General features: G+C 57.5%; 24 protein-coding genes. 9 read left to right on the top strand and 15 right to left on the bottom strand.

The genetic code is table 11. The features are described from left to right. Positions 1-4 precede the first annotated feature (4 nt). The 5 genes from fdh3B (at position 5) to I9188_RS04255 (ending at position 4,151) form a co-directional block, all read left to right on the top strand. On the top strand, positions 5-598 hold the full coding sequence (gene fdh3B / locus I9188_RS04240) for a formate dehydrogenase FDH3 subunit beta (protein WP_209504177.1): 594 nt from the start codon (positions 5-7) through the stop codon (positions 596-598). A gap of 75 nt (positions 599-673) precedes the next feature. Continuing rightward, positions 674-1,876, top strand: coding sequence for a formate dehydrogenase subunit gamma (locus tag I9188_RS04245; RefSeq protein ID WP_209504178.1), 1,203 nt, complete (start codon positions 674-676; stop codon positions 1,874-1,876). Next, on the top strand, positions 1,877-3,139 hold the full coding sequence (locus I9188_RS04250) for a c-type cytochrome (protein WP_209504179.1): 1,263 nt from the start codon (positions 1,877-1,879) through the stop codon (positions 3,137-3,139). A 13-nt stretch (positions 3,140-3,152) separates the two neighbouring features. Beyond that, a complete protein-coding gene (locus I9188_RS20365) occupies positions 3,153-3,278 on the top strand; it encodes a hypothetical protein (protein ID WP_280922366.1) in 126 nt (41 codons plus the stop codon). Continuing rightward, positions 3,279-4,151 carry a helix-turn-helix transcriptional regulator gene (locus I9188_RS04255; RefSeq protein ID WP_209504180.1) on the top strand — a complete coding sequence of 291 codons (873 nt, stop codon included), beginning with the start codon at positions 3,279-3,281 and terminating at the stop codon, positions 4,149-4,151. 64 nt (positions 4,152-4,215) lie between these two features. Here I9188_RS04255 and I9188_RS04260 read toward each other — a convergent pair whose 3' ends face one another. The 10 genes from I9188_RS04260 to I9188_RS04305 all read right to left on the bottom strand — a co-directional run bounded on the left by I9188_RS04260 (position 4,216) and on the right by I9188_RS04305 (position 13,549). Then, the gene (locus I9188_RS04260) at positions 4,216-5,034 is read right to left on the bottom strand and encodes a substrate-binding domain-containing protein (RefSeq protein WP_209504181.1); all 819 of its coding nucleotides are present in this window, start codon (positions 5,032-5,034) and stop codon (positions 4,216-4,218) included. 17 nt (positions 5,035-5,051) lie between these two features. Continuing rightward, positions 5,052-5,786, bottom strand: a complete 735-nt coding sequence (locus I9188_RS04265; protein ID WP_209504182.1) for an ATP-binding cassette domain-containing protein — start codon at positions 5,784-5,786, stop codon at positions 5,052-5,054. Then, the gene (locus I9188_RS04270; protein WP_209504183.1) at positions 5,779-6,492 is read right to left on the bottom strand and encodes an ABC transporter permease; all 714 of its coding nucleotides are present in this window, start codon (positions 6,490-6,492) and stop codon (positions 5,779-5,781) included. Before I9188_RS04270 ends, I9188_RS04265 begins: the two co-directional genes overlap by 8 nt. A gap of 158 nt (positions 6,493-6,650) precedes the next feature. Next, positions 6,651-7,646 carry an ABC transporter substrate-binding protein gene (locus I9188_RS04275; RefSeq protein ID WP_209504184.1) on the bottom strand — a complete coding sequence of 332 codons (996 nt, stop codon included), beginning with the start codon at positions 7,644-7,646 and terminating at the stop codon, positions 6,651-6,653. Between the two features lie 65 nt (positions 7,647-7,711). Then, a complete protein-coding gene (locus tag I9188_RS04280) occupies positions 7,712-8,557 on the bottom strand; it encodes an ABC transporter permease (RefSeq protein ID WP_209504185.1) in 846 nt (281 codons plus the stop codon). Continuing rightward, positions 8,554-9,471 (bottom strand): ABC transporter permease, encoded by a 918-nt coding sequence (locus tag I9188_RS04285; protein WP_209504186.1) that lies wholly within the window; start codon positions 9,469-9,471, stop codon positions 8,554-8,556. Before I9188_RS04285 ends, I9188_RS04280 begins: the two co-directional genes overlap by 4 nt. Next, the gene (locus I9188_RS04290) at positions 9,468-9,911 is read right to left on the bottom strand and encodes a GNAT family N-acetyltransferase (protein ID WP_209504187.1); all 444 of its coding nucleotides are present in this window, start codon (positions 9,909-9,911) and stop codon (positions 9,468-9,470) included. The genes I9188_RS04285 and I9188_RS04290 overlap by 4 nt, the downstream gene beginning before the upstream one ends. Then, positions 9,901-10,698 carry an ABC transporter ATP-binding protein gene (locus I9188_RS04295; RefSeq protein ID WP_209504188.1) on the bottom strand — a complete coding sequence of 266 codons (798 nt, stop codon included), beginning with the start codon at positions 10,696-10,698 and terminating at the stop codon, positions 9,901-9,903. The genes I9188_RS04290 and I9188_RS04295 overlap by 11 nt, the downstream gene beginning before the upstream one ends. Positions 10,699-10,752: 54 nt before the next feature. Next, entirely contained in the window at positions 10,753-12,207 is a 1,455-nt protein-coding gene (gene hydA, locus I9188_RS04300) for a dihydropyrimidinase (RefSeq protein ID WP_209504189.1), read from the bottom strand. A 91-nt stretch (positions 12,208-12,298) separates the two neighbouring features. Beyond that, complete coding sequence (locus tag I9188_RS04305) at positions 12,299-13,549, bottom strand: Zn-dependent hydrolase (RefSeq protein ID WP_209504190.1); 1,251 nt, start codon at positions 13,547-13,549, stop codon at positions 12,299-12,301. 172 nt (positions 13,550-13,721) lie between these two features. On the opposite strand from I9188_RS04305, the gene I9188_RS04310 reads away from it, so the two are divergent. Beyond that, entirely contained in the window at positions 13,722-14,330 is a 609-nt protein-coding gene (locus tag I9188_RS04310) for a TetR family transcriptional regulator C-terminal domain-containing protein (protein ID WP_209504191.1), read from the top strand. 47 nt (positions 14,331-14,377) lie between these two features. Here I9188_RS04310 and preA read toward each other — a convergent pair whose 3' ends face one another. The 4 genes from preA to I9188_RS04330 form a co-directional block, all read right to left on the bottom strand. Next, complete coding sequence (preA, locus tag I9188_RS04315) at positions 14,378-15,682, bottom strand: NAD-dependent dihydropyrimidine dehydrogenase subunit PreA (RefSeq protein ID WP_209504192.1); 1,305 nt, start codon at positions 15,680-15,682, stop codon at positions 14,378-14,380. Positions 15,683-15,700: 18 nt separating this feature from the next. Next, on the bottom strand, positions 15,701-16,537 hold the full coding sequence (locus I9188_RS04320; RefSeq protein WP_209504193.1) for a methyltransferase domain-containing protein: 837 nt from the start codon (positions 16,535-16,537) through the stop codon (positions 15,701-15,703). 46 nt (positions 16,538-16,583) lie between these two features. Further along, positions 16,584-17,918 carry an NAD(P)-dependent oxidoreductase gene (locus I9188_RS04325; protein WP_209504194.1) on the bottom strand — a complete coding sequence of 445 codons (1,335 nt, stop codon included), beginning with the start codon at positions 17,916-17,918 and terminating at the stop codon, positions 16,584-16,586. Between the two features lie 159 nt (positions 17,919-18,077). Beyond that, positions 18,078-18,710 (bottom strand): cupin domain-containing protein, encoded by a 633-nt coding sequence (locus I9188_RS04330; protein ID WP_209599563.1) that lies wholly within the window; start codon positions 18,708-18,710, stop codon positions 18,078-18,080. A gap of 143 nt (positions 18,711-18,853) precedes the next feature. Here I9188_RS04330 and I9188_RS04335 point away from each other — a divergent pair, with 143 nt between their 5' ends. From I9188_RS04335 to I9188_RS04345, 3 genes are all read left to right on the top strand, one after another. After that, positions 18,854-19,849 carry a hypothetical protein gene (locus tag I9188_RS04335; protein WP_209599564.1) on the top strand — a complete coding sequence of 332 codons (996 nt, stop codon included), beginning with the start codon at positions 18,854-18,856 and terminating at the stop codon, positions 19,847-19,849. A gap of 72 nt (positions 19,850-19,921) precedes the next feature. Then, positions 19,922-21,214 (top strand): O-acetylhomoserine aminocarboxypropyltransferase/cysteine synthase family protein, encoded by a 1,293-nt coding sequence (locus I9188_RS04340; protein WP_209504197.1) that lies wholly within the window; start codon positions 19,922-19,924, stop codon positions 21,212-21,214. A 2-nt stretch (positions 21,215-21,216) separates the two neighbouring features. Further along, on the top strand, positions 21,217-21,927 hold the full coding sequence (locus I9188_RS04345) for a GNAT family protein (RefSeq protein ID WP_209504198.1): 711 nt from the start codon (positions 21,217-21,219) through the stop codon (positions 21,925-21,927). A 2-nt stretch (positions 21,928-21,929) separates the two neighbouring features. On the opposite strand, the gene I9188_RS04350 is transcribed toward I9188_RS04345, so the two are convergent. Continuing rightward, a complete protein-coding gene (locus I9188_RS04350; protein ID WP_209504199.1) occupies positions 21,930-22,625 on the bottom strand; it encodes an SIMPL domain-containing protein in 696 nt (231 codons plus the stop codon). Positions 22,626-22,786 lie beyond the last annotated feature (161 nt).

The raw sequence follows: 22,786 nt of genomic DNA on the forward strand, positions 1-22,786 counted from the left end.
ATTAATGGCTAGAGCAAAGTTTCTCTGCGACGCTGAACGCTGCATCGAATGCAACGCCTGCGTAACCGCGTGCAAGAACGAGCATGAGGTACCTTGGGGTATCAACCGCCGCAGGGTGGTGACGATCAATGACGGCAACCCGGGCGAACGCTCGATCTCGGTGGCCTGTATGCATTGTTCGGATGCGCCCTGCATGGCGGTGTGTCCGGTCGACTGCTTCTATCAGAACGAAGAAGGTGTTGTCCTGCACTCCAAGGACCTGTGCATCGGTTGCGGCTATTGCTTCTATGCGTGCCCGTTTGGCGCGCCGCAATACCCGCAAGCGGGCAATTTCGGTTCACGCGGTAAGATGGACAAATGCACCTTCTGCGCCGGTGGTCCCGAAGAAAACCATTCGACCGCAGAGTTCGCCAAATATGGTCGCAACCGGATCGCCGAGGGCAAACTGCCCATCTGCGCCGAAATGTGCTCCACCAAGGCCCTGCTTGCCGGTGACGGCGACGTGGTGTCGGCTGTTTACCGTGAACGCGTCGTGGCGCGCGGTTTCGGCTCGGGCGCCTGGGGCTGGGGTACTGCCTACGACCAGAAAGACGGCTAAGCTGCTGTCTGCACAAAGCAATGGACAACCCGCTCGGCGCGGGTTGTCCGATCTTGGAATTTGACCGAGGTTCAGATGCTCCGCTTTCTCATCGCTTTTCTGTTGACCCTTGGGCTGACCCTTTCGGCAGCCGCCCAAACGACCGATGACAGCAACGCCACGCCTGAAAGGGCGGGAACCGGCGGAGCGACGACCCTCGAAGACATTCTCGCCCGGCAACGTGGTGAGCAGGTGGATAACGGATATCGCTCCGGCAATACCGGCCAGAGCAATGTCGAGGGCCTGATGGGTCAGCTTGGCACCCGTGGAGTCGCGTCGGATAGTGATGTGTACCGTGCGTTGCGTTATGGCTCGGCCGATGTGACCGTATCGTCAAACGGCCCGGCGGCAAGTGTGCTGATACAGGATGGCGGCATGTGGTGGCTGAACTTCCGCAGTGGACCGCTGCGCGAATATGGCACCTATATCATCGCCGGGATGCTGGGCATCATTCTGCTGTTCTTTCTGATCCGTGGGAAAATCCGCATCGATGGAGAGAAAACGGGCCGCACGGTTACCCGCTTCAACGGGATTGAACGTTTCGGTCATTGGCTGTTTGCAGGATCGTTCCTAATCCTCGGCATTACTGGTTTGCTCACGCTCTATGGCCGCGACTTCCTGATTCCGATCTTCGGCAAGGAAGGTTTCGCTACCATCGCACTCGGCTGTAAGTGGCTGCATAACAATCTGGCCTGGGCCTTTATGCTGGGTCTGATCATCGTCACGGTGAACTGGATTGCTCATAACATCCCCAACCGGACCGACCTGAAATGGCTCGCCGCCGGAGGGGGGCTGTTCACCAAGGGCAACCACCCGCCCGCCCGGAAATTCAATGCGGGGCAAAAGATCATTTTCTGGGCCTGTATTCTGTTAGGCGTGTCGATCAGCCTGTCCGGCTTGTCACTGCTGTTCCCGTTCGAGATGCCCCTGTTCGCCAAAACCTTCTCGGTCGCAAACGCCACGGGCATTCCGCAGGCGCTGGGTCTGACCTTGCCGGTGCAGATGTCACCGCAGGAAGAGATGCAATTCGCCCAAGTCTGGCATGTCATGATTGCCTATGTGTTCATCGCGATCATCGTTGCGCACATCTATCTCGGCTCGGTCGGGATGGAGGGTGCGTTTGACGCCATGGGAACCGGAGAGGTCGAGGAACAATGGGCGCGCGAGCATCACTCGCTCTGGCTGGAAGAGGTGCAGAAAAAAGAGGCTGACACAGCAGCCGCCTCACCCGCTGAATAGATGCGTGGGCTGGTTCTGGCGCTGGTGCTGGTGCCCCTGCCCGCCGTGGCAGAATTCTACACGCTGAAAGGGCATGGCGGCCCCATCATGGGCATCGCCATCGCGCCTGACGGTCGCATCGCAACAGCCAGTTTCGACAACTCTGTGGGTCTTTGGACCGGGCAAGCACCAGAATGGTACGAAGGGCACGAAGCCGCCGTGAACACAGTCGCGTTCAACGGCGCCGCTTTCTATTCTGCCGGAGACGACTTCACCCTGCGCAAGTGGCCCAGCGGTGAAGTCATTGGCCGACACAAGGGCAAGATTGTCGGCCTTGCCGCGTCAGAAACCGCAATTGCGACCGCCAGCTGGGATGGAACAATCGGCCTGTGGCCTGTCGATGGCACAGAGCCCGCGCGGCTTGGACCGACCGGCAGTGGCGTGAATGCGGTTGCATTTTCACCTGACGGCACACAGCTTTATTCGGCGGGAGTCGACGGCGCTTTGCGGTTATGGGATGTATCCAGCGGGCAGGAAACAAGGCGTCTGGTCGAGCACGGGTTCGGCATCAATGAACTGGCCCTGAATGCACAGGACAACTGGATCGCCTATGGCGCGGTTGACGGTGTCACGCGTGTCCTTGACCTTGCCACCGGGGAAGAGCGCGATTTCACTCTGGACCGCCGCCCGATCCTTGCCCTTGCACTCAGCCCGGATCGGAGACTTTTGGCCGTAGGCGATGGCGAAGGGTATATTATGGTCATCGACACCGTCGATTGGCGCATTGCACAGGATTTTCGCGCCACTTTGCGCGGTCCGGTCTGGGCTTTGGCATTTTCCACAGACGGTAAGAACATCCATGCGGGCGGGCTTGACGAGGCGATGTACAGCTGGCCTGTGGATGCGTTGTCCGACCAACACCAGATGGCCTCGGCAGTACCAAGTTTCCTAAAAAATCCTGACGAGATGGACAACGGAGAACGCCAGTTTGCGCGCAAATGCTCGATCTGTCACAGCTTGTCTTCCGATAACGAACGACGTGCAGGCCCCACCCTGCACGGTGTATTTGGACGTCAGGCCGGCACGGTTCAAGGATATTTGTACTCGGATACATTGCAAGGCTCTGATATCATTTGGAATGACGAGACAATAAATGCCCTTTTCGACGAAGGGCCAGACCACTACATTCCAGGGTCGAAAATGCCGATGCAGCGGATTGCCAAATCACAGGATCGCCAGGACCTTATCGCTTTTCTGCGTCGCGCAACAACTGACCGGAACTGAACCGGAGGAGCCCATGAAAGCCTTTCTCGCCGCTGTCGCCGCGATGGTCGTTATTGCAGGCGCAGCCCCATTTGTGCTGGAACAGATCGGGTTCAGCACCGCTGACACCACATCCGGCGCCGCCGTGCGCCTAGACTGAATGCCGCAATATCTGACCACCCGTGAACTGGCCGATCTGCTGCGCATTGGCGAGCGGAAGGCTTATGACCTTGCCTCGTCAGGTGAGGTGCCGTGCGTGCGCGCCATGGGCAAACTGTTGTTTCCGCGGGCCGAGATCATTGCCTGGCTCAACGCGTCGCGATCTGGCCCACAGGTTGCCGAACCGCCCCTACCCCCGATCATAGCGGGCAGCCACGATCCTTTGCTGGACTGGGCGCTGCGTGAAAGTGGGTCGGGGCTGGCCACCTATTACGACGGTTCTTTTGACGGGCTGATCAGGCTCAGCGAACGCAGCGCGCAGGCCGCTGTGTTGCACATCCACGAAAATGGCGGATTCAACAAAGAATCCCTGCAAGACACTTTGGGCGAAGCCCCGGTAATCCTGTTTGAAATCGCCCGACGTGAGCGTGGGTTGCTTCTTGCTCCGGGCATATCCGACATCAATTCTTTTGACGACCTCAAGTCCCGCACCGTCATACTGCGTCAGGACAGTGCGGCAAGCCAGCGCCTGTTTGACGCCCAACTGGGCGCTCACGGCCTGCGCCGGGATGATCTGGATATTCGACCAGGCTGCGCACGCACAGAAGAAGAGCTTGCGATCGCGCTGCATGACCGGAAGGCCGAGGCCGGTTTTGGGCTTGGCGCCCTAGCCGGTCTCTACAACTTGGGTTTTGTCCCCACTCATTCCGAGAGGCTGGATCTTGCCATCTGGCGTCGGGCCTTTTTCGATCCGCCAATACAGAAACTGCTAATTCTGTTGCGCTCGGGTCAGTTCGCCCAGCGGGCACGCGAGTTTGGCGGCTATGACCTGTCTGGTCTTGGCACGATCCACCACAATGGGGCCAGCGGGTGAACCTCTACCCGCGCCTTCATCTTTTTATAAATACTCGCCCCGCAGGGGCTGGCCGCAGGCCAGCTTATTGCGCATTGGGGAAAAACACCTGCTGACCGTCCAGCCGGAAAGAAGCGATCGCCTCCTGCCCGTCCGGCCCGGTCAACCAGTCGATGAACCGCTGACCAGAGGCAGCGCGCACATGCGGATGCTTTTCGGGATTTACGAGGATCACACCGTATTGATTGAACAGACGCGGATCACCTTCAACCAGGATCTCAAGATTGCCTCTGTTACCAAAGGACAGCCAGGTCGCCCGATCTGTCAGAGTATACGCATCCATGCCGCTGGCCACGTTCAGAGTCGCACCCATACCTGAACCGGTTTCCCGATACCAACTGCCGGACGCGCCGGTCGGATCCGCCCCCGCAGCCGACCAATGCCGCAGTTCAGCCTTGTGCGTTCCGCTATCATCGCCGCGCGACGCAAACGGGGCTTCAGCCTTTGCAATCGCTGTAAGAGCGCTCAGAATGTCGGCACCACCGCGAATTCCGGCGGGATCTGCCTTGGGGCCCACCAATACAAAATCGTTATACATCAGGTCCTTCCGCTCCACGCCATATCCATCAGCGACGAATTTCTCTTCGGCGGATTTGGCGTGAACCAGCAGGACGTCCCCGTCACCATTGACCGCATTGCGGATTGCCTGACCGGTTCCTACGGCCACAACCCGCACGTCAATGCCCGACTCGGCCTCGAACCACGGCAGTATATAGTCCAACAGCCCCGAGTTCTGGGTGGATGTCGTAGACTGCACGACAATGAACGGTGTCTCTGCCAAGGCCGCATTTGCCGACAGACCAAGGGCCATCACTGCCGCCCGAAGTATTGCGCGGAACATCATTTTCTCCGTTTTATCTTTTAGGTAACCAATCCACCCGCGAGATAGCGACGCGATGCTTCACTTTCGGGGGTATCCAAAACCTGTTTTGCGGGGCCGTGTTCAACCACATGACCGCCCTGCATCATGACCACATCCGAGGCCAAACGACGGGCCTGCCCAATATCATGTGTCACCATAACGATCCGTACACCCCGCGCCGAGGCGCGCAGAACCATACGTTCGATCATCTGTGTCGCGCCGGGATCAAGGGCGCTGGTGGGTTCGTCCAGAAACAGTGTTTCGGGCTCCAGCGCCAAAGCACGCAAAATGGCCAGCCTCTGGGCCTCGCCCCCCGAGAGCGACCGGGCGGATTGCCGGGCCTTCCCATCCAGCCCGCCTTCAGCAAGCAACTCGGCGATACGTGCCTTTCTTGCCCTTCGCCCCATGCCCTGACGCTTGAGGACAAAACCCAGGTTCGCAGCAACAGACCGTCGCAACAGAACCGGTCTCTGAAATACCATGGCTTGGCGCGCTTTCTGCGCAGCGCCCAGATGGTTTCCATCCTGCACCACCCGCCCGCGATCCGGCGAGATCAGGCCATGCAAACACCGCAGCAACAGACTTTTGCCCGCACCGTTGGGGCCAAGAAGCAACGTCGGCCCCGGACCATCCAGAATCAATGAAGGAACATCCAGCAAAACCTTGCCGTTGCTGAGAATTTGCACATTTTCAACCGTCAGACAGTTCGACATGTCACAGATCACGTCACGCATGGCTCAACCCCTCCTGCTCGGCCCGCAAACTGACCGCGCTGACCATCGCGTTTACGGCAACTGCAATCCCGATCAGGATCGCCCCCAACGCCAGTGCCAGCGACAGATTTCCCTTCGACGTTTCAAGCGCAATGGTTGTCGTCATCACGCGGGTCACATGATTGATGTTTCCGCCAACGATGATAACCGCGCCCACCTCGGCGATGGCGCGTCCGAAACCGGCAAGCAGGGCCGTGACAAGCGCCAGTCGCGCATCCCACAACAAAACCGGAACCGAGGCCAGCCGTGACACACCCAAGGACCGCAGCTGTTCGGAATATTCCTCAGCCAACATTTCAACAACCTGTCGCGTCAGAGCCGTGACAATGGGGGTGACCAAAACGACCTGCGCAATGATCATGGCGGTCGGAGTGTACAAAAGCTCAAGCACTCCCAAAGGACCCGAACGGGACAGCATCAGATAGACCAGCAGGCCTACGACAACCGGCGGAAACCCCATCAGTGCATTCATCAGGACGATCAGCATCCGGCGGCCGGGGAACCGTGCGACGGCCAATGCAGCCCCCACGGGCATTCCGATCAGAGCAGAAACCAGAACCGCAAACACGGACACTTTCAGAGACAACAGCACAATTGCCCACAGCTCAGAATCTCCCCCAAGGATCAAGGCAATCGCAGCGCTGAATTCTGATGAAAATTCCTGCATTCTCTTCTCAAACACCTGCGCTTCGTACAAAACACATTAGATTACATGGAAATACTACTTCATATCGGTGCCAAGTACAGACACAATTCCGACACCACGAATACGAAACGCGGCCCCGATTGGGACCGCGCTTTTGACCTTCAAATTAACGGTTAGCGTCAGTTCAGAGCAGCGTCCGTGATCTGGTGCGTCCAGGCCCCTTCGGGTTCCTTGGTGATCGCCGGATTTTCCGCAGATACGGCCGACAACAGCGTTTTCACTGTCTGCTCGTAGTCCGCTGGATCTAGCGCACCGTCGGATCCTTCGATCAGCTTCGCTACCTCGCCCATCATGTAAACCTGATGGTCCAGCTCCTGCGCGCCGGTCTCGTCAAACTCCAGAACGATTTCAGCGGCCTCTTCCTGATTTTCAGCCGCGTATTTCCAGCCTTTCATCGACGCCCGAACAAAACGCTCCATTTTGTCGACAAACGCTGGATCGTTCAGGTTTTCCTCCATAACATAAAGCCCGTCCTCCAGCATACCGAACCCCATCTGCAAATAGTTGAAAGTCACCAACTCTTCCGGGGTGATACCAGCCTGAAGGATCTGGCGGTATTCGTTATAAGTCATGGTCGAGATGCAATCCGCTTGCCCTTGGATCAAAGGATCTGCGGAAAACGCCTGCTTCAGAACAGTAACGCCGTTCTCATCAGCACCATCGGTCTCGATGCCTAGAGACGCCATCCAAGCGTAGAATGGGTATTCATTGCCAAAGAACCAGACCCCCATGGTGCGACCTGGGAAATCCTCAGGCGATTCAACTCCTGTGGATTTCAGGCAGTTAACTTGAAGACCGCCTGTTTTGAATGGCTGAGCAATGTTTACTAGCGGAACACCGCGCTCGCGTGCAGCCAAGCCGGCGGCCATCCACGTGGTGATAACGTCTGCACCGCCACCAGCGATCACTTGCTCCGGTGCAATATCGGGGCCGCCCGGTTTGATTGTGACATCAAGCCCCTCTTCGTCGTAGAAACCCTTTGCTTCTGCCACAAAGTAGCCAGCAAACTGCGCCTGCCCAACCCATTTCAGCTGCAACGTCACTTCGTCTGCCGCAAACACCGTGCTGGCTGCCAAACTGAAGGCGGCAACCGCCCCGCTAAGTAGCTTGTTCATTTTCCTATCTCCTAGTTGCTTTTGATTGCCCCGTTGTCGAGGTCTGTTGAATTATTCCTTCGTTTTCATCGACGCTGCGACGGGTGCCAGAACGTCACGACCTTCTCGATACCAGCGACAAGCCCGTAAAAGGCGGTCCCGGCAAGTGCAGCTACGACGATCTCAGCCCAAACCATATCAAGTGACAGCTGGCCGACGCTGGTAGAAATCCGAAAGCCCATCCCCACGATCGGCGATCCGAAGAATTCAGCCACGATGGCGCCAATCAAAGCCAAAGTTGTTGAAATCTTCAACCCGTTGAAAATGAAAGGCATCGCCGCAGGCAGCCGCAGCTTCAGAAAGCTCTGCCAATAGCTTGCTGCATAGGTTTCCATCAAGTCACGCTGCATCGCGGTGGCCTCGCGCAGTCCGGCCACGGTGTTGACCAGCATCGGAAAGAACACCATCACAACGACCACCGCCGCTTTGGAATGCCAATCAAACCCGAACCACATGACCAGAATGGGTGCCGTCCCCACGATGGGCAAAGCCGCGACGAAATTCCCGACTGGCAATAACCCCAAACGCAGGAAATCCCACCGATCGACGGCAATCGCCATAAGGAAGGCCGATCCACAGCCGATGACATATCCGCTGAGCGCTCCTTTCAGGATTGTCTGAACAAAGTCGGCCCAAAGAATATCAAGGCTACCTGCAAATCGCACCGCTATGGCAGACGGTGCTGGCAGAATGACCAGCGGCACTTCAAGCCCGCGGACCACCAGCTCCCAGACTCCGACAATGGTCAGACCAAAAACCACCGGTGCCAGGAAGCGTACCATCTGGCTGTCGGCTTGCGGGCCACTGGCCAATCGGCTGTTCAACCACCAGCCGAAAGCCCACAGCAGCAAAGCAAAGACAACCAACATCATTGCGCCATCCCCATCCGCTTCAGAACCGACCGTTCAATCAATCCCAGCAAACCGACCATGCAGGCGGCCAGAATGGCCGCTGCGAACAGCGCTGACCATATCTGCACGGTTTGTCCATAGTAACTGCCCGCCAGCAACCGAGCACCCAATCCTGCGACAGCGCCTGTCGGCAGCTCGCCCACGATTGCGCCGACCAGCGACGCCGCAATACCGATCTTCAATGAGGTAAACAGGTATGGCATCGACGCAGGCAGGCGCAGTTTCCAAAACCCCTGCGATTGGCTGGCATTATAGGTCCGCAACAGGTCAAGTTGCATCGCGTCAGGGCTGCGCAACCCTTTGACCATGCCGACGACAACCGGGAAAAAGCTCAGATACGCTGAGATGATCGCCTTGGGAATGATCCCCTGAACCCCGACCGAGTAAAGGACCACGATAATCATCGGTGCCAGAGCGATAATCGGGATCGTCTGGCTCACGATAGCCCATGGCATGACCGACAAATCCATCACGCGGCTATGCACGATCCCAACGGCCAACAAGACACCCAGCCCGGTCCCGATGACAAAGCCCAGCATCGTGGCGCTGAGTGTCACCCATCCATGAAAGACCAGCGATCTTTTCGAGTTGATTTTCTTCAGGACGGTTGTATCCCACAGTTCAATCGCCACCTGATGAGGGGATGGCAAACGGGGCTTGCCCTGCTCCCAAGCAGCTGGAATTGCAAACGAATTATCCAGAACGAGACCGAACTCTCCCAGATCCCGACGCGCGCTTGCGGTGGGTGGCTGAACCTCGGCACCGCCACGTTCAAGTTCGGTCAAAACCCCTTTGATGTTCATCGGAACGCAAGCGACATACCAGAACAGAACGATCACGGCGACGACTGTGAAAACGGCGATGATCTGCTTCATGCGTGCCACTCCATACGATAGACGGGCACTGTATCCGGCGGTGCAGGTAGTTCTTCGGCAGTTACCTCGAACCCTTCACGGCGGTAAAACCGCTGCGCCGACCGATTGGGTTTGTGTGTTGTCAGCCAAAGATGGGTCCGACCCTGCTTCGCCTTGTCAACGAAACGCTTGCCAATTCCCTGCCCCGTCCGGCTGCAATACAACGCGCCGAGTTTACACTGTGCCGGATCAACGGACATGTAACAATCAACCGGATCACCCGCGACCCAGATTTCGCGGCTGTCAAACGCATCGCGGATCAAGATCGCCAGTTTTTCAACTGGCAATTCATCAGGCATCCAGTCCGTCTGCGAGGCCCAGTTGTAAATCACGCGGGCACAAGCCGGCACGTCACCTACCACGGCCCGTCTGATGGTTTCTGTCCCCGGATCAGTCGTCATAAGAATGCCCCGCCCGCAACCCGTCGCGAACACGATGGGCCACTTCGATGAATTCCGAAGTGTCACGAATGTCCAAGGGCCGTTCCTTTGGCAGCGGGCTGTCGATCACATCCGTAATCCGCCCCGGCCGCGGGCTCATCACGACAATTTTAGTACTCAGATAAACGGCTTCTGGAATCGAATGCGTCACGAATCCGATGGTCTTTTCGGTTCTTGCCCAAAGCGCCAAAAGCTGCTCGTTCAGGTGGTCGCGCACAATCTCATCCAAAGCGCCGAACGGCTCATCCATCAACAAGATATCAGCATCAAAGGCCAAGGCCCGCGCGATGCTGGCGCGCTGCTGCATCCCGCCGGATAACTGCCATGGAAACTTTCCGCCAAATCCTTCAAGATCAACCAGTTCAAGGACTTTTCTCACCCTTTCTTCCTGCTCGGACGCGGAATAGCCCATGATCTCAAGCGGCAACTTGATGTTCTTTGCTATGGTGCGCCAGGGATAAAGGCCCGCCGCCTGAAAGACATACCCATAGGCCCTGTTCCGCCGCGCTTCGTCCGCGGTCATTCCGTTGACAGTCAGCGACCCGCCGGTCTGTGTCTCCAAGGCCGCGATGCAGCGCAGGAAAGTGGTTTTTCCACAGCCCGAGGGGCCAATGAAACTAACAAATTCACCCTTGTCGATCGTCAGGTTCACGTCTTTCAACGCGTGAACAGGCCCGTCATTGGTTTGAAAGGTGAGGTCAAGCTGCCTTGCTTCGATGACGTGCTGGGTCGTGCTTTCAGTGGTCATTCTACTGCCTTGAAAAGAGTGGTGCCGGGGCCGCCCAGATAGCGGCCCAACGGATCAAACCCCCGTCGCCGGGATACCTGTCCGCTCAACCGGCCGAGGGGCGGTTAGTTCCTTCCACGCGCTCAAAGCCTTGTTGACAGTCGTATTTGCCTCGCGCGCAACGAACTCGCCATGGCCTTCCTGCGTGCGGATTTCACCATCATGTACCGCAACCTGTCCACGGGTCAGCGTAAAGCGCGGCAGGCCTTTGACCTCTTTGCCCTCAAACACGTTGTAGTCGATCGAAGATTGCTGCGTACTGGCTGTGATCGTTTTCGTTTTTTCAGGATCCCACACTACGATATCTGCATCCGCCCCAACAAGGATCGCGCCTTTTTTCGGATAGCAATTCAGTATCTTGGCGATGTTTGTTGAAGTCACTGCAACAAATTCATTGGGCGTCAGGCGTCCGGTATTCACACCGTGCGTCCACAGCATCGGCATCCGATCTTCCAGACCGCCGGTCCCGTTCGGGATCTTGGTGAAATCCCCAACTCCAAAGCGTTTTTGTTCGGTCGTAAAGGCGCAATGGTCGGTTGCCACAACACTCAGCGATCCTGATTGCAGGCCATTCCACAAGCTGTCCTGATGCTGCTTATTGCGGAACGGGGGGCTCATGACCCGCCGCGCGGCGTGGTCCCAATCCTGATTGAAATATTCGCTTTCATCCAGAGTCAGATGCTGAATCAACGGTTCGCCCCACACCCTCTTGCCCAGCATTCGGGCCCGACGAATGGCTTCATGAGATTCTTCGCAGGATGTATGAACAACATATAGCGGCACCCCCGCCATATCAGCGATCATGATGGCCCGGTTGGTGGCCTCACCCTCTACTTGCGGCGGTCGGGAATAGGCATGCGCTTCGGGGCCAGAGTTTCCCTCTGCCAGCAGCTTGGCGCTCAGCTCGGCAACGACGTCTCCGTTCTCGGCATGCACCATTGCGATGCCGCCCAGTTCGGCCAAACGCCTGAACGAGGCATAAAGCTCATCATCATTCACCATCAGCGCGCCTTTATAGGCCATGAAATGTTTGAAGGTGTTGATGCCGCGCGTCTCAATCACGGTCTTGAGGTCATCAAATACCTGTTCCCCCCACCATGTCACCGCCATGTGGAACGAATAATCGCAATTCGCCCGTGTCGATTTGTTGTCCCAGCGCTTCAGGGCATCCAGCAGGCTTTCGCCCGGATTGGGCAGCGCGAAGTCAACAACCATCGTCGTGCCCCCTGCCAGGGCCGCCCGTGTACCGCTTTCAAAATCATCGCTGGAATAGGTGCCCATGAACGGCATTTCCAGATGGGTATGCGGATCAATCCCACCGGGCATCACATAACAGCCGGTCGCGTCCAGCTCGTTATCCCCTTTCAGACCCATCCCGATCCCCGTGATGACGCCGCCTTCGACCAATACATCCGCCTTGTATGACAAATCCGCGGTGACAACGGTTCCGTTTTTAATAACAGTACTCATTTTGAACTCCCTGATGCGGTCTGCGCCGCTTGCTTCATCTGGCCAAAAATATCCCGGGGGAGTCGCCCTTGGGCGACGGGGGCAGCGCCCCCTATTCCACGATTTCGGCAGTCTCGACCACGGCATGTAGCAGGACATCTGCCCCGGCTGCCGCCCAATCCTTGCTGATCTCTTCAGCCTCATTATGGCTCAGCCCGTCGACACAGGGGCACATGACCATGGCGGTCGGGGCCACACGGTTGATCCAGCAGGCATCATGCCCCGCGCCCGAGATGATATTGGTATGCGAATAGCCCAGTCTTTCAGCCGCATTGCGCACGGCAGACACGCAATCGTCGTCGAACTTCACCGGATCAAAACCCCCGACTTTCTCGAATTCGATCTGCAGGCCCATTTCTTCGACAATATCTTCCGCCGCCACCCGCAGGCGATTTTCCATGTCGGTGATCACCTCCAGCTCGGGCGAGCGGAAATCGACCGTGAACACCACCTTGCCCGGGATTACGTTGCGAGAATTCGGGAAAACGTCGATATGCCCCGCGGCACCGACCGCATGCGGTGCGTGAGACCAGGCGATTTCGTCCACTTTCTCAAGAATGCGCGCCATCGCAAGCCCGGCATTCTTGCGCATCGGCATCGGGGTTGAACCGGTATGAGCATCCTTGCCGGTCACCGTGACCTGTGTCCAGCTCAGACCCTGACCGTGGGTGACGACGCCGATATCCTTTCCTTCGGCTTCAAGGATCGGGCCTTGTTCGATATGCAACTCAAAGAAAGCGCGCATCTTGCGCGCGCCAACTTTTTCTTCACCGCGCCAACCGATCCGGTTCAGTTCATCCCCGAATTTCTTACCATCGGCATCTTCACGGTCATACGCCCAGTCCTGCGTGTGCATTCCCGCAAAGACACCAGACGACAGCATGGCAGGCGCATATCGCGTCCCTTCCTCGTTGGTCCAGTTGGTCGCCACGATGGGATGTCTTGTCTTGATCCCGAGATCATTGAGTGTGCGGATGATCTCCAGCCCGCCCAGAACGCCCAGCACACCGTCATATTTTCCACCGGTCGGCTGCGTATCCAGGTGCGATCCCACATAGACCGGCAAAGCGTCCGGGTCGGTGCCCTCACGATGCGCAAACATGTTGCCCATCTGGTCCAGCCCCATGGTGCATCCAGCCTCTTCACACCATTTCTGGAACAAGGCGCGGCCTTCGGCATCCTCGTCAGTCAGAGTTTGCCGGTTATTCCCCCCCGCAACACCGGGACCGATCTTGGCCATCTCCATCAGGCTGTCCCACAACCTGTCGCCATTGATCCTGAGATTCTGCGCCGGAGCTGCCATTGTCTTATTCCCTGTTTGCTTGCGATTTTGCTCGCTATTGGTGTCTTGATTTGACCAACTGGTCAAACTCACGCTATCACGGGTTCGGTATCAGTCAAGAAATTGCGCGGCAAAGCCTGAAATTTCAGTGTAATCCGTGCCTATCCGACGAAAAAAGAGACACACTGAAATCATGCCGAAAGACCGCGCACCGACTCGTATCCAGAAGAAGAACCGAGCCGCGATTCTCGAGGCTGCCCTGAATGTGTTTTCCGCACACGGGTTTCGTGGGGCGACCGTAGATCAGATTGCTGCCGAGGCGGGGTTGAGCAAACCCAATCTCCTCTACTATTTCGCGTCGAAAGAAGCGATCCACACCGAATTGCTTTCGGGCTTGCTGGAAACCTGGCTGGCGCCCCTGCACGATCTGGATGAGACCGGTGATCCGATGGAGGAAATGCTGGCCTATATTCGCCGGAAACTGCAAATGAGTCAGGAGCTACCACGGGAAAGCCGCCTTTTTGCCAATGAGCTTGTGCAAGGAGCGCCCCGCATTCACGACGCTTTGTCCAATGATCTCAAACAACTGGTTGACGAAAAGGTCACCATTCTCACCAATTGGATGGATCAGGGCAAAATCGCGCGGTTGCACCCTTATCATCTGATGTTTTCGATCTGGGCGCTGACGCAGCATTATGCCGATTTCGACGTTCAGGTGCGGGCTATTCTGGGTGACGAAAACCCGTTTGAGGGTGCAGAACCCTTTGTCGATACGCTGTACCGAAAGCTTCTGACGCCATGAATGCAGGGGCCGCGTCAGCGGCCCCTCAGGGATATTCCCTGTCTCGATCATTCCGCTGCTTTGGCCATCGGATTGTTCGGGTGCGTGGTCCAGTTCGCATAGGTCGGCTGAACCTTTTTCCCGGTGCGCGGATCGATTTCACCCGCCGCCATCGGCACCATCGAAATACAGCCTTCCACCGGGCAGACATCAACGCAGAGGTTACAGGCGACGCATTCGTCATCCATCACCTCGAACACACGGTCATCCGACATTGAAATCGCCTGATGGCTGGTATCTTCACAGGCGGCATAGCATCGGCCGCATTTGATGCACTGGTCCTGATCGATCTTGGCTTTGGCGATGTAGTTCAGGTTCAGGTATTGCCAATCGGTGACATTGGGCACCGCGCGCCCGATCACCTCATCAATGCTGGTATACCCCTTTTCATCCATCCATTCCGACAGACCTGCCGTCAATTCATCAATGATCTTGAACCCATAGGTCATCGCAGCGGTACAGACCTGCACCGTGCCACATCCCAGCGAGATAAACTCGGCCGCATCACGCCACGTGGTGACACCCCCGATGCCCGAGATTGGCATGCCATGCGTCGCCTCGGCCCGAGCGATTTCGGACACCATCGACAGGGCGATCGGCTTCACGGCAGGGCCGCAATATCCTCCGTGGCTGCCCTTGCCATCGATCGAGGGTTCCGGGCTGAACGTATCCAGATTGACGCTGGTGATCGAATTGATCGTATTGATAAGCGACACCGCATCCGCGCCACCATTTCTGGCCGCCGCCGCAGGTTTCCGGATATCGGTGATATTCGGTGTCAGTTTCACGATGACCGGACGGTCATAGTATTGCTTGCACCAACGCGTGACCATCTCGATATATTCCGGCACCTGCCCTACGGCGGACCCCATACCGCGCTCGCTCATCCCGTGCGGGCAACCGAAGTTCAGTTCGATTCCGTCCGCGCCGGTTTCAGCCACGCTCGGCAGAATGGCTTTCCAGGCTTCTTCCTCGCAGGGCACCATGATCGAAGCGATCAGGGCGCGATCCGGATAGTCGGCCTTGACCCGCGCCATTTCCTCGAGGTTCACCTCAAGCGGGCGGTCGGTGATCAGTTCGATATTGTTCAGTCCCAGCAAACGGCGGTCGGCACCGTAGATCGCGCCATACCGCGGGCCGTTCACATTTACGACCGGCGGTCCCTCGGACCCCAGCGTCTTCCACACAACACCGCCCCAACCGGCCTCAAACGCGCGACGAACATTGTATTCCTTGTCCGTCGGCGGCGCAGAGGCCAGCCAGTAAGGGTTGGGGCTGGAAATGCCCAGAAAGTTAGTCGTCAGATCGGCCATGGCTTCTCCCTTCCCGGCTCAGCCGGATTTTTTGAATATCATTTCGGTCGGACGTATGCGCCCGGCCTTGAGGTTTTTGACGTAGTTCTGGAACTTTTCGGGTGCCGTCTCGCCCATCATCAGATGAATGCCCAGCGGTGCCGGGCCGGATTCGGCAATCTTTGCAAAGACGTCCTCGAAGAACTGTATCGCGAATTCGGTGCGATCCGTTTCTTTCACCAGTTCAAAACCCGCGGCGCTTGCCGCAGACTTGTAAACATCCGGCGCATCCACGAACGAGGTTTCCGCAACAGTGGACCACGGCAGAGGGAAAGCCAGCGGCTCGTCCACGTCTCCGGCCATCACATCGAACAGGGCAAAAGTGCCACCCTTGGCCAGCGCCCGCGACACTTCGGCGAACAGCCCGGCCTTGTCCATAATGTTCATGCCCACATGCATCATGACAGCCAGATCGAACCCAGCATCCGGCACCGGCATGTCCAATGCGCTGCCCACATGAAAGCTGGTTTTCGAGGAATGCCCGACCATGTCGCTGAGTACCCTGGCGGTTTCAACGAATTCCGGTGTCAGATCGACTCCCGTTACCGTCGAGTCATAGCGATCCACAACATAGCGAGAGGTTCCGCCGATACCGCATCCAACATCCAGAACGCGCGTCGCATGGGTCGGCGACAACTGCGCAAACAGGTTGTTGGTCGCCAGAACGCCACCCGTGTGGAACTCGTCCCCTGCTTTCAGGTCTGCGACCGTGGCCGCATCCGGATCGATACCGCTGGCCTCAAGCGCCGCGCGGACGCGGTCGGTCAGAGCTCCGGTGGTGTAATGTTGCGCTACGGCTTGTTCGATCTGGGACATGGGAATACCTCAGCAGCGAAAGGAATGGGGTGAATACCCCATCCTATCACGAAACCAGCGTCGCGTGGATGTCCATTGCAGCATCCCTGCCTTCGGCAACAGCCGTGACTGTCAGGTCCTCGCCACCCGCCGCGCAATCTCCACCTGCCCAGACACCGGCCACTGAAGTGCGTCCCGCACCGCTGACAGCGATCTTGTTGCCGTCCAGCTTCAGCCCTTCCGGCGCACCTTCCAGCGTCTGACCGATGGCTTTGAGAACCTGGTCCGCCCGCAGCCGGACCATCTCACCGGTTCCGGTAAGCTGACCGTTCTGGCTCGAGGTATATTCCAGCTCAATCTCGGTGGCGGCTCCATTGCCGCGTACTGCCACCGGCTGCACGTTGGTCAAAATCTGAACCCCGTGCGAGGCTGCCAGATCCTGTTCGTACCGGCTGGCACCCATGGCGTCGCGGCCCCGGCGATAGGCAATGGTGACATTCTCGGCACCTAACAATTTGGACTTTATCGCCGCGTCCACGGCAGTCATGCCTCCGCCAATAACGACGACGTTCCGCCCGACAGGAAGCTGTGCAAGATCACCAGCTTGCCGGACGTCCGAGATGAAATCGACGGCATCCCGCACCCCGTCCTTGTCAACACCATCCGCGTGCAGGGCATTGACCCCGGCAAGTCCGATGGACAGGAACACCGCGTCGTAATTTTCGACCAGACCATCCAGTGAGATGCTTTCACCCAGAACCGACCCGGTTTCAACCGTGATACCACCGATTTTCAACAGCCAGTCGACCTCGGCCTGCGCAAAATTGTTGGTCGATTTATAGGCGGCAATCCCGTATTCGTTCAGACCGCCCGGTTTGGGCTTGCCTTCGTGGATCACCACGTCATGACCCAGCATGGCAAGACGATGCGCGCAGGCCAGACCGGCAGGCCCTGCCCCCACGACAGCAACCGTCTTCCCGGTTGATGCCGCACGTTCAAACGGATGCGCGCCCGCGGACATAAGATCATCCGTCGCAAAGCGCTGTAGCCGCCCGATCTCGACCGGCTTGCCTTCTGCCGTCTCACGAACACAGGCCTCTTCGCACAGTGTTTCCGTCGGACAGACACGGGCGCACATTCCGCCCAAAATGTTCTGCTGAAAAATCGTTCGCCCGGCTGCCTGCGGCTGTCCAGCCTGAATCTGACGGATGAATAGCGGAATATCGATGTCTGTCGGACACGCTGTCACGCAAGGTGCGTCATAGCAGAAATAACAACGGTCTGCTGCAACTGCGGCCTCATGCGGGGCCAATGGCGGATGCAGATCGGTGAAATTCGAGGTCAGCTCATCGCTTGAAAGCCGCCCGGCGACGATGCCGGGTGCCATCTGGCCCTGTGCCATCACTCTACTCCCTGTAGATATGTTTGTTATGACCTCAGCTTGCCACAAATAAATTTTTTATCAATTGGTAAAATTTGCCAAATGGTCAAAAAATTGAAAATCCGGGCCGTAAAACCCGGATTCATTGGCATTTTGGTTAATTTCAGGGCCGAAAAGCTTTCAGACCATTTCGCCAAGATGGCGGGACTTGGTCCAAACCCGGGCGCCGTCAGGCCCTGCAACGGCCCGCGAGTGCGTTCCGGGCGGCAAGCGCAACCAGTCCCATGTCGAAAATTCCTCCCCCGATTCAGAGAAACTGCCGCTTATGACAAACACTTCCATTCCGTCGCGCGCATCCAGCTCGACCACGTCCCCCGCCGCCCATGTCCGCACAAAAACGTCCTCATGATCATCTTTGAACAGTTGTACGTCAGAAACGCCATTTATCGAGCGGCGCACCTCGGTACGGTCTTGCGGGTCAAACTGGTGCAGCTTGACCAGAATGGTCGCGCCTTCCGCTGCAGACGGAGTGTGCGAGGACGTCGGTGGATTGCGCACATAGCTGCCGATGGGGAAATCTCCGGTCTCGTCCTGAAACACGCCGTCCAGCACCAGATATTCCTCGCCGCCGTCATGGGTATGGGCAGAAAAAGCGCTGCCGGGCGCAAAGCGGACAATGGTCGTTGCGCGGGCCACCTCATCACCAATCCGGTCCAGCATTTTACGCTCGACGCCAGCCGCAGGGGAAGCGACCCATTCGCTATTGTCAAAATGAACTGCGACCCGTTTTGTGAAATCCGCATTGATCCGCATGTGTAACCCTTTCTGCTGCGACCCCTGAAAGAAATGGGATCGCGTGATGAAATTTCAAATTTTCCGCTTTTGACGCCTTGGGCCGCTTGCTGTAATCCGAACTTCAAGGTGCACGGTCAAACACCTGTCGGGAACGGGCATAGATGCAGGCAACGTCACAGACATTCAACATCGCGGTCGTCGGTCAAAACAACCGCCTGCAATACGAAGCCCTGTTGTTTGCGGCTTCACTGCGCCATTCTTCACCGCAATTCGAGGGCAAACTGTTTGTCGCCACACCCAATCCGGGGCCACGCTGGAAACAGGACCCACGCATTCAGGACGAAGAAGCTCTGAAAGCCCTGAAACAACTGGATGCCGAAATTCTGCCCTTCGACTCGCATGTATTCGGTGAAAGCTATCCCTACGGCAACAAGATCGAAGCGCTGATGGCCCTGCCGGAAGATGAGCCCTTTGTGTTCTTTGACACCGACACGCTGATCACTGGCGAGATCACATCTGTACCTTTTGACTTCGACCGCCCCTGCGCATCACTGAAGGTTGAAGGGACATGGCCCAAACCAACGCTGTATGGCCCCGGCTTTGACGGTATCTGGCGCGCGCTTTACGCCCGGTTCGGGTTGGATTTCGAAAGCTCGCTGGACACCGATCAACCCCATGACCACTGGCGGCGGTACCTGTATTTCAATGCAGGCTATTTCTTCTATAAATGCCCGCGGAGATTTGGTGAGCGTTTTCTGGACTACGCTAGGACAATCCGCGACGAAAACATTCCGGAGCTGACTGGCCAAAGCCTTGACCCCTGGCTGGACCAGGCCGCCCTGCCCCTTGTCATTCACTCGTTCGGCGGTGGTCGTGATGTTTTGCCCCCCGGTTTGCTGGACGGGTCCGTCAGTTGCCACTATCGCCTGTTTCCCTTGCTTTACGCCCGTGAAAGCAACCATGTGATTGAGGTCTTGGAAACCGTCGTCGCTCCAAACAAGGTCAAGAAGGTTCTCAAGCAATTTGAGCCACTGAAAAAGATGGTTCTGCAGGGGAAAGGCGCAAAAGTCCGCGCCCTGTTTGACCAGGATCATCTGCCACGACGTGAACAGGCCATCCGCAACACGATCAAAAGCAAGGGCCTCTGGCTGCGCTGACAGGATCGTTGTGCGCAGGCGGGCAATGGCCTACAGATTTCGCAAGACAAATTCCAACAGGAGATTTTCAAGATGTCTGACGGCCCCACCTACGGTTTCGACACGTTGCAAATTCACGCGGGCGCCCGCCCCGACCCGGCGACCGGAGCGCGCCAGACACCGATCTATCAGACAACTGCCTATGTGTTCCGCGATGCGGACCACGCAGCGGCCCTGTTCAACCTGCAAGAGGTGGGCTTTATCTATTCCCGCCTGACCAACCCAACCGTCGCCGTTCTGCAGGAACGCGTGGCGACTCTTGAAGGCGGCGTTGGTGCCGTTTGCTGCTCGTCCGGGCACGCGGCCCAGATCATGGCGCTGTTCCCACTGATGGGTCCGGGTTGCAATGTGGTCGCCTCAACCCGTTTGTACGGCGGCACGGTCACCCAGTTCAGCCAGACAATCAAACGCTTTGGGTGGTCTGCCAAGTTTGTCGACACCGATGATCTGGACGCGGTGAAGGGCGCAATCGATGAGAACACCCGGGCGATTTTCTGCGAGTCCATCGCCAATCCCGGCGGCTATGTGACGGATATCCGTGCACTGGCAGATGTGGCCGATGCGGCGGGCATTCCGCTGATCGTCGATAACACCTCGGCAACACCATATCTGTGCCGTCCGATCGATCACGGAGCGACGCTGGTGGTGCATTCAACCACCAAGTACCTGACCGGCAATGGCACCGTCACCGGCGGCTGCATCGTGGATTCGGGCAAGTTCGACTGGTCGGCAAACGACAAGTTCCCGTCACTCAGCCAACCCGAACCGGCCTATCACGGCCTGAAGTTCCACGAAACGTTCGGACCTCTGGCCTTTACCTTCCACGGCATCGCCATCGGTCTGCGCGATCTGGGTATGACCATGAACCCGCAAGCTGCTCATTACACGCTGATGGGGATCGAAACCCTGTCGCTGCGGATGGAGCGCCACGTAGAGAACGCCCAGAAAATCGCAGCGTGGTTGGAAGCGGATGACCGGGTGGACTACGTCACCTATGCGGGATTGCCGTCTTCGCCTTACAAAGACCGGGTCAAATCGCAATATCCACGTGGCGCTGGCGCATTGTTCACCTTTGCAGTGAAGGGTGGCTATGACGCCTGTATCAAACTGGTCAATGCGCTGGAGATTTTCAGCCACGTAGCCAATCTGGGCGACGCGCGTTCGCTGATCATTCATTCGGCATCGACCACACACCGTCAATTGACCCCGGAACAGCAGGAAGCCGCGGGCGCAGGTCCGGGCGTGGTGCGCGTATCCATCGGTATCGAAGATGCGAACGATCTGATTGCCGACCTTGATCAGGCCCTGGCCAAAGCAACCGCCTGACCATGACCCAGCACGACACAAACGATCTTGGCCAGCCCATCGGTTTACCGGTTTCGGGTGACTTTCCACGCCCGACACCACCATATACGCCGATGGTGGGCAGGTATTGTTCCGTCGTGCCCCTTGATGTGAACAGGCACGCGCCCGGACTGTTCCGGGCGTTTTCAATGGACACGGTTGGCCGCAACTGGACGTACCTGCCCTACGGCCCGTTTGCTGGCGAACCTGAGTTCGAAGACTGGACGCGCGCCAACTGCATGGACGCGGACCCGATGTTCCATACCGTTCTGGACGGTGATGACGTACCGTTGGGCATGGCCTCATATTTGCGGATCGAACCCGCTGCCGGAGCGATTGAGGTCGGGCATATCCACTTTTCACCACTGCTTCAGCGCAAACCGCAATCAACCGAAGTCATGTATCTGATGATGCGGCGCGTGTTCGATGAACTGGGTTACCGGCGTTACGAATGGAAATGCGACGCTCTGAATGGTCCGTCGCGCAGTGCGGCAGAGCGGCTTGGATTCACCTTCGAAGGCGTGTTTCGCCAAGCGACCCACTACAAAGGACGCAACCGCGACACAGCCTGGTATTCAATCATAGATACCGAATGGCCACGCATCCGCGATGCATTCGAGGCCTGGTTGTTACCCGAAAATTTCGACGCTTCGGGCCAACAACGAAAACCGCTGATGGCCCGCGCGAAGGGTTGATTTCATTCCGAAATCTCGAACACCATCGAGACGCTGACAGACACCGAAACCTCACCACCTGCCACAGGAACACCCCCTGCGTCAGCCATGCTCATCATGCGCATCTCGGGCATCGGGCGCACGCCCCCCGTTTGTTCCGAAATCGTTTGCACCGCGCCAAGGGTTACACCCGCGGCCTGCGCCAGCTGCTCGGCCTTGGCCATAGCTTCGCCGACAGCTTGCGCGCGCGCTTGGGCTTCGATTGGTTTGGTATCCTGCACCCCAAAGCTCAATCCACCAAAATCGTTGGCGCCATCCTGAATGACCGCATCCATGATGCTTCCAAGTTTGGACAGATCACGCACACGTACAAACACGCGGTTCGAGGCAGCGAATCCCGAGATTTCCGGTGTTTCTCCATTCTGCCCGTGCCGCCCGGACCAAACAGGGGAAAGCGACAGATCGCGGGTCTGAATATCGCGGTCTTCAATCCCCATCCCGGTCAGGCGCGCAAGAACCTTCGCAACTGCATCCGAAGTGGCCTGCATCGCCGCCGAAGCCTCGGCATTTTCATTTGTCACACCCAATGTGATCGTCGCCATATCGGGGGCAACCTCGATGGTTCCGGTTGCGCCAACGGTGATGCGACGTTCTTCCGCATGGGCAAGTCCAGCGGTCGTTGCGGCCATCATCGCGGCCAGAAAAGCGAATGTCTTCAATGTTATCACTCCGATTTGCTTGCGTTAAAGATGGGTCGGCGATGCATTGCCATACAAGAGGAGAGTTTGCCTTTTTCTTTCCCTCGGCAAGTTCCTGCTTTAATGTCGGTCTGCGAACGCCAAGGTGTTTGCATTGACGTTGATAATTATGGTTCCTGCGG

The sequence above is a fragment of the Ruegeria sp. HKCCSA071 genome (genome assembly GCF_017872555.1).
Taxonomy (GTDB): domain Bacteria; phylum Pseudomonadota; class Alphaproteobacteria; order Rhodobacterales; family Rhodobacteraceae; genus Ruegeria.

Excerpts from the sequence above, each read along its gene's own strand:
- I9188_RS04290 (WP_209504187.1), bottom strand. The coding sequence starts at position 9,911 with ATGACGACTGATCCGGGGACAGAAACCATCAGACGGGCCGTGGTAGGT.
- I9188_RS04320 (WP_209504193.1), bottom strand. The coding sequence starts at position 16,537 with ATGTCCCAGATCGAACAAGCCGTAGCGCAACATTACACCACCGGAGCT.
- I9188_RS04310 (WP_209504191.1), top strand. The coding sequence starts at position 13,722 with ATGCCGAAAGACCGCGCACCGACTCGTATCCAGAAGAAGAACCGAGCC.
- I9188_RS04305 (WP_209504190.1), bottom strand. The coding sequence starts at position 13,549 with ATGGCAGCTCCGGCGCAGAATCTCAGGATCAATGGCGACAGGTTGTGG.
- I9188_RS04330 (WP_209599563.1), bottom strand. The coding sequence starts at position 18,710 with ATGCGGATCAATGCGGATTTCACAAAACGGGTCGCAGTTCATTTTGAC.
- I9188_RS04325 (WP_209504194.1), bottom strand. The coding sequence starts at position 17,918 with ATGGCACAGGGCCAGATGGCACCCGGCATCGTCGCCGGGCGGCTTTCA.
- I9188_RS04245 (WP_209504178.1), top strand. The coding sequence starts at position 674 with ATGCTCCGCTTTCTCATCGCTTTTCTGTTGACCCTTGGGCTGACCCTT.
- I9188_RS04265 (WP_209504182.1), bottom strand. The coding sequence starts at position 5,786 with ATGCGTGACGTGATCTGTGACATGTCGAACTGTCTGACGGTTGAAAAT.
- I9188_RS04270 (WP_209504183.1), bottom strand. The coding sequence starts at position 6,492 with ATGCAGGAATTTTCATCAGAATTCAGCGCTGCGATTGCCTTGATCCTT.
- I9188_RS04250 (WP_209504179.1), top strand. The coding sequence starts at position 1,877 with ATGCGTGGGCTGGTTCTGGCGCTGGTGCTGGTGCCCCTGCCCGCCGTG.
- I9188_RS04260 (WP_209504181.1), bottom strand. The coding sequence starts at position 5,034 with ATGATGTTCCGCGCAATACTTCGGGCGGCAGTGATGGCCCTTGGTCTG.
- I9188_RS04285 (WP_209504186.1), bottom strand. The coding sequence starts at position 9,471 with ATGAAGCAGATCATCGCCGTTTTCACAGTCGTCGCCGTGATCGTTCTG.
- I9188_RS04255 (WP_209504180.1), top strand. The coding sequence starts at position 3,279 with ATGCCGCAATATCTGACCACCCGTGAACTGGCCGATCTGCTGCGCATT.
- I9188_RS20365 (WP_280922366.1), top strand. The coding sequence starts at position 3,153 with ATGAAAGCCTTTCTCGCCGCTGTCGCCGCGATGGTCGTTATTGCAGGC.
- preA (WP_209504192.1), bottom strand. The coding sequence starts at position 15,682 with ATGGCCGATCTGACGACTAACTTTCTGGGCATTTCCAGCCCCAACCCT.
- I9188_RS04295 (WP_209504188.1), bottom strand. The coding sequence starts at position 10,698 with ATGACCACTGAAAGCACGACCCAGCACGTCATCGAAGCAAGGCAGCTT.
- hydA (WP_209504189.1), bottom strand. The coding sequence starts at position 12,207 with ATGAGTACTGTTATTAAAAACGGAACCGTTGTCACCGCGGATTTGTCA.
- I9188_RS04335 (WP_209599564.1), top strand. The coding sequence starts at position 18,854 with ATGCAGGCAACGTCACAGACATTCAACATCGCGGTCGTCGGTCAAAAC.
- I9188_RS04340 (WP_209504197.1), top strand. The coding sequence starts at position 19,922 with ATGTCTGACGGCCCCACCTACGGTTTCGACACGTTGCAAATTCACGCG.
- I9188_RS04280 (WP_209504185.1), bottom strand. The coding sequence starts at position 8,557 with ATGATGTTGGTTGTCTTTGCTTTGCTGCTGTGGGCTTTCGGCTGGTGG.
- fdh3B (WP_209504177.1), top strand. The coding sequence starts at position 5 with ATGGCTAGAGCAAAGTTTCTCTGCGACGCTGAACGCTGCATCGAATGC.
- I9188_RS04275 (WP_209504184.1), bottom strand. The coding sequence starts at position 7,646 with ATGAACAAGCTACTTAGCGGGGCGGTTGCCGCCTTCAGTTTGGCAGCC.
- I9188_RS04345 (WP_209504198.1), top strand. The coding sequence starts at position 21,217 with ATGACCCAGCACGACACAAACGATCTTGGCCAGCCCATCGGTTTACCG.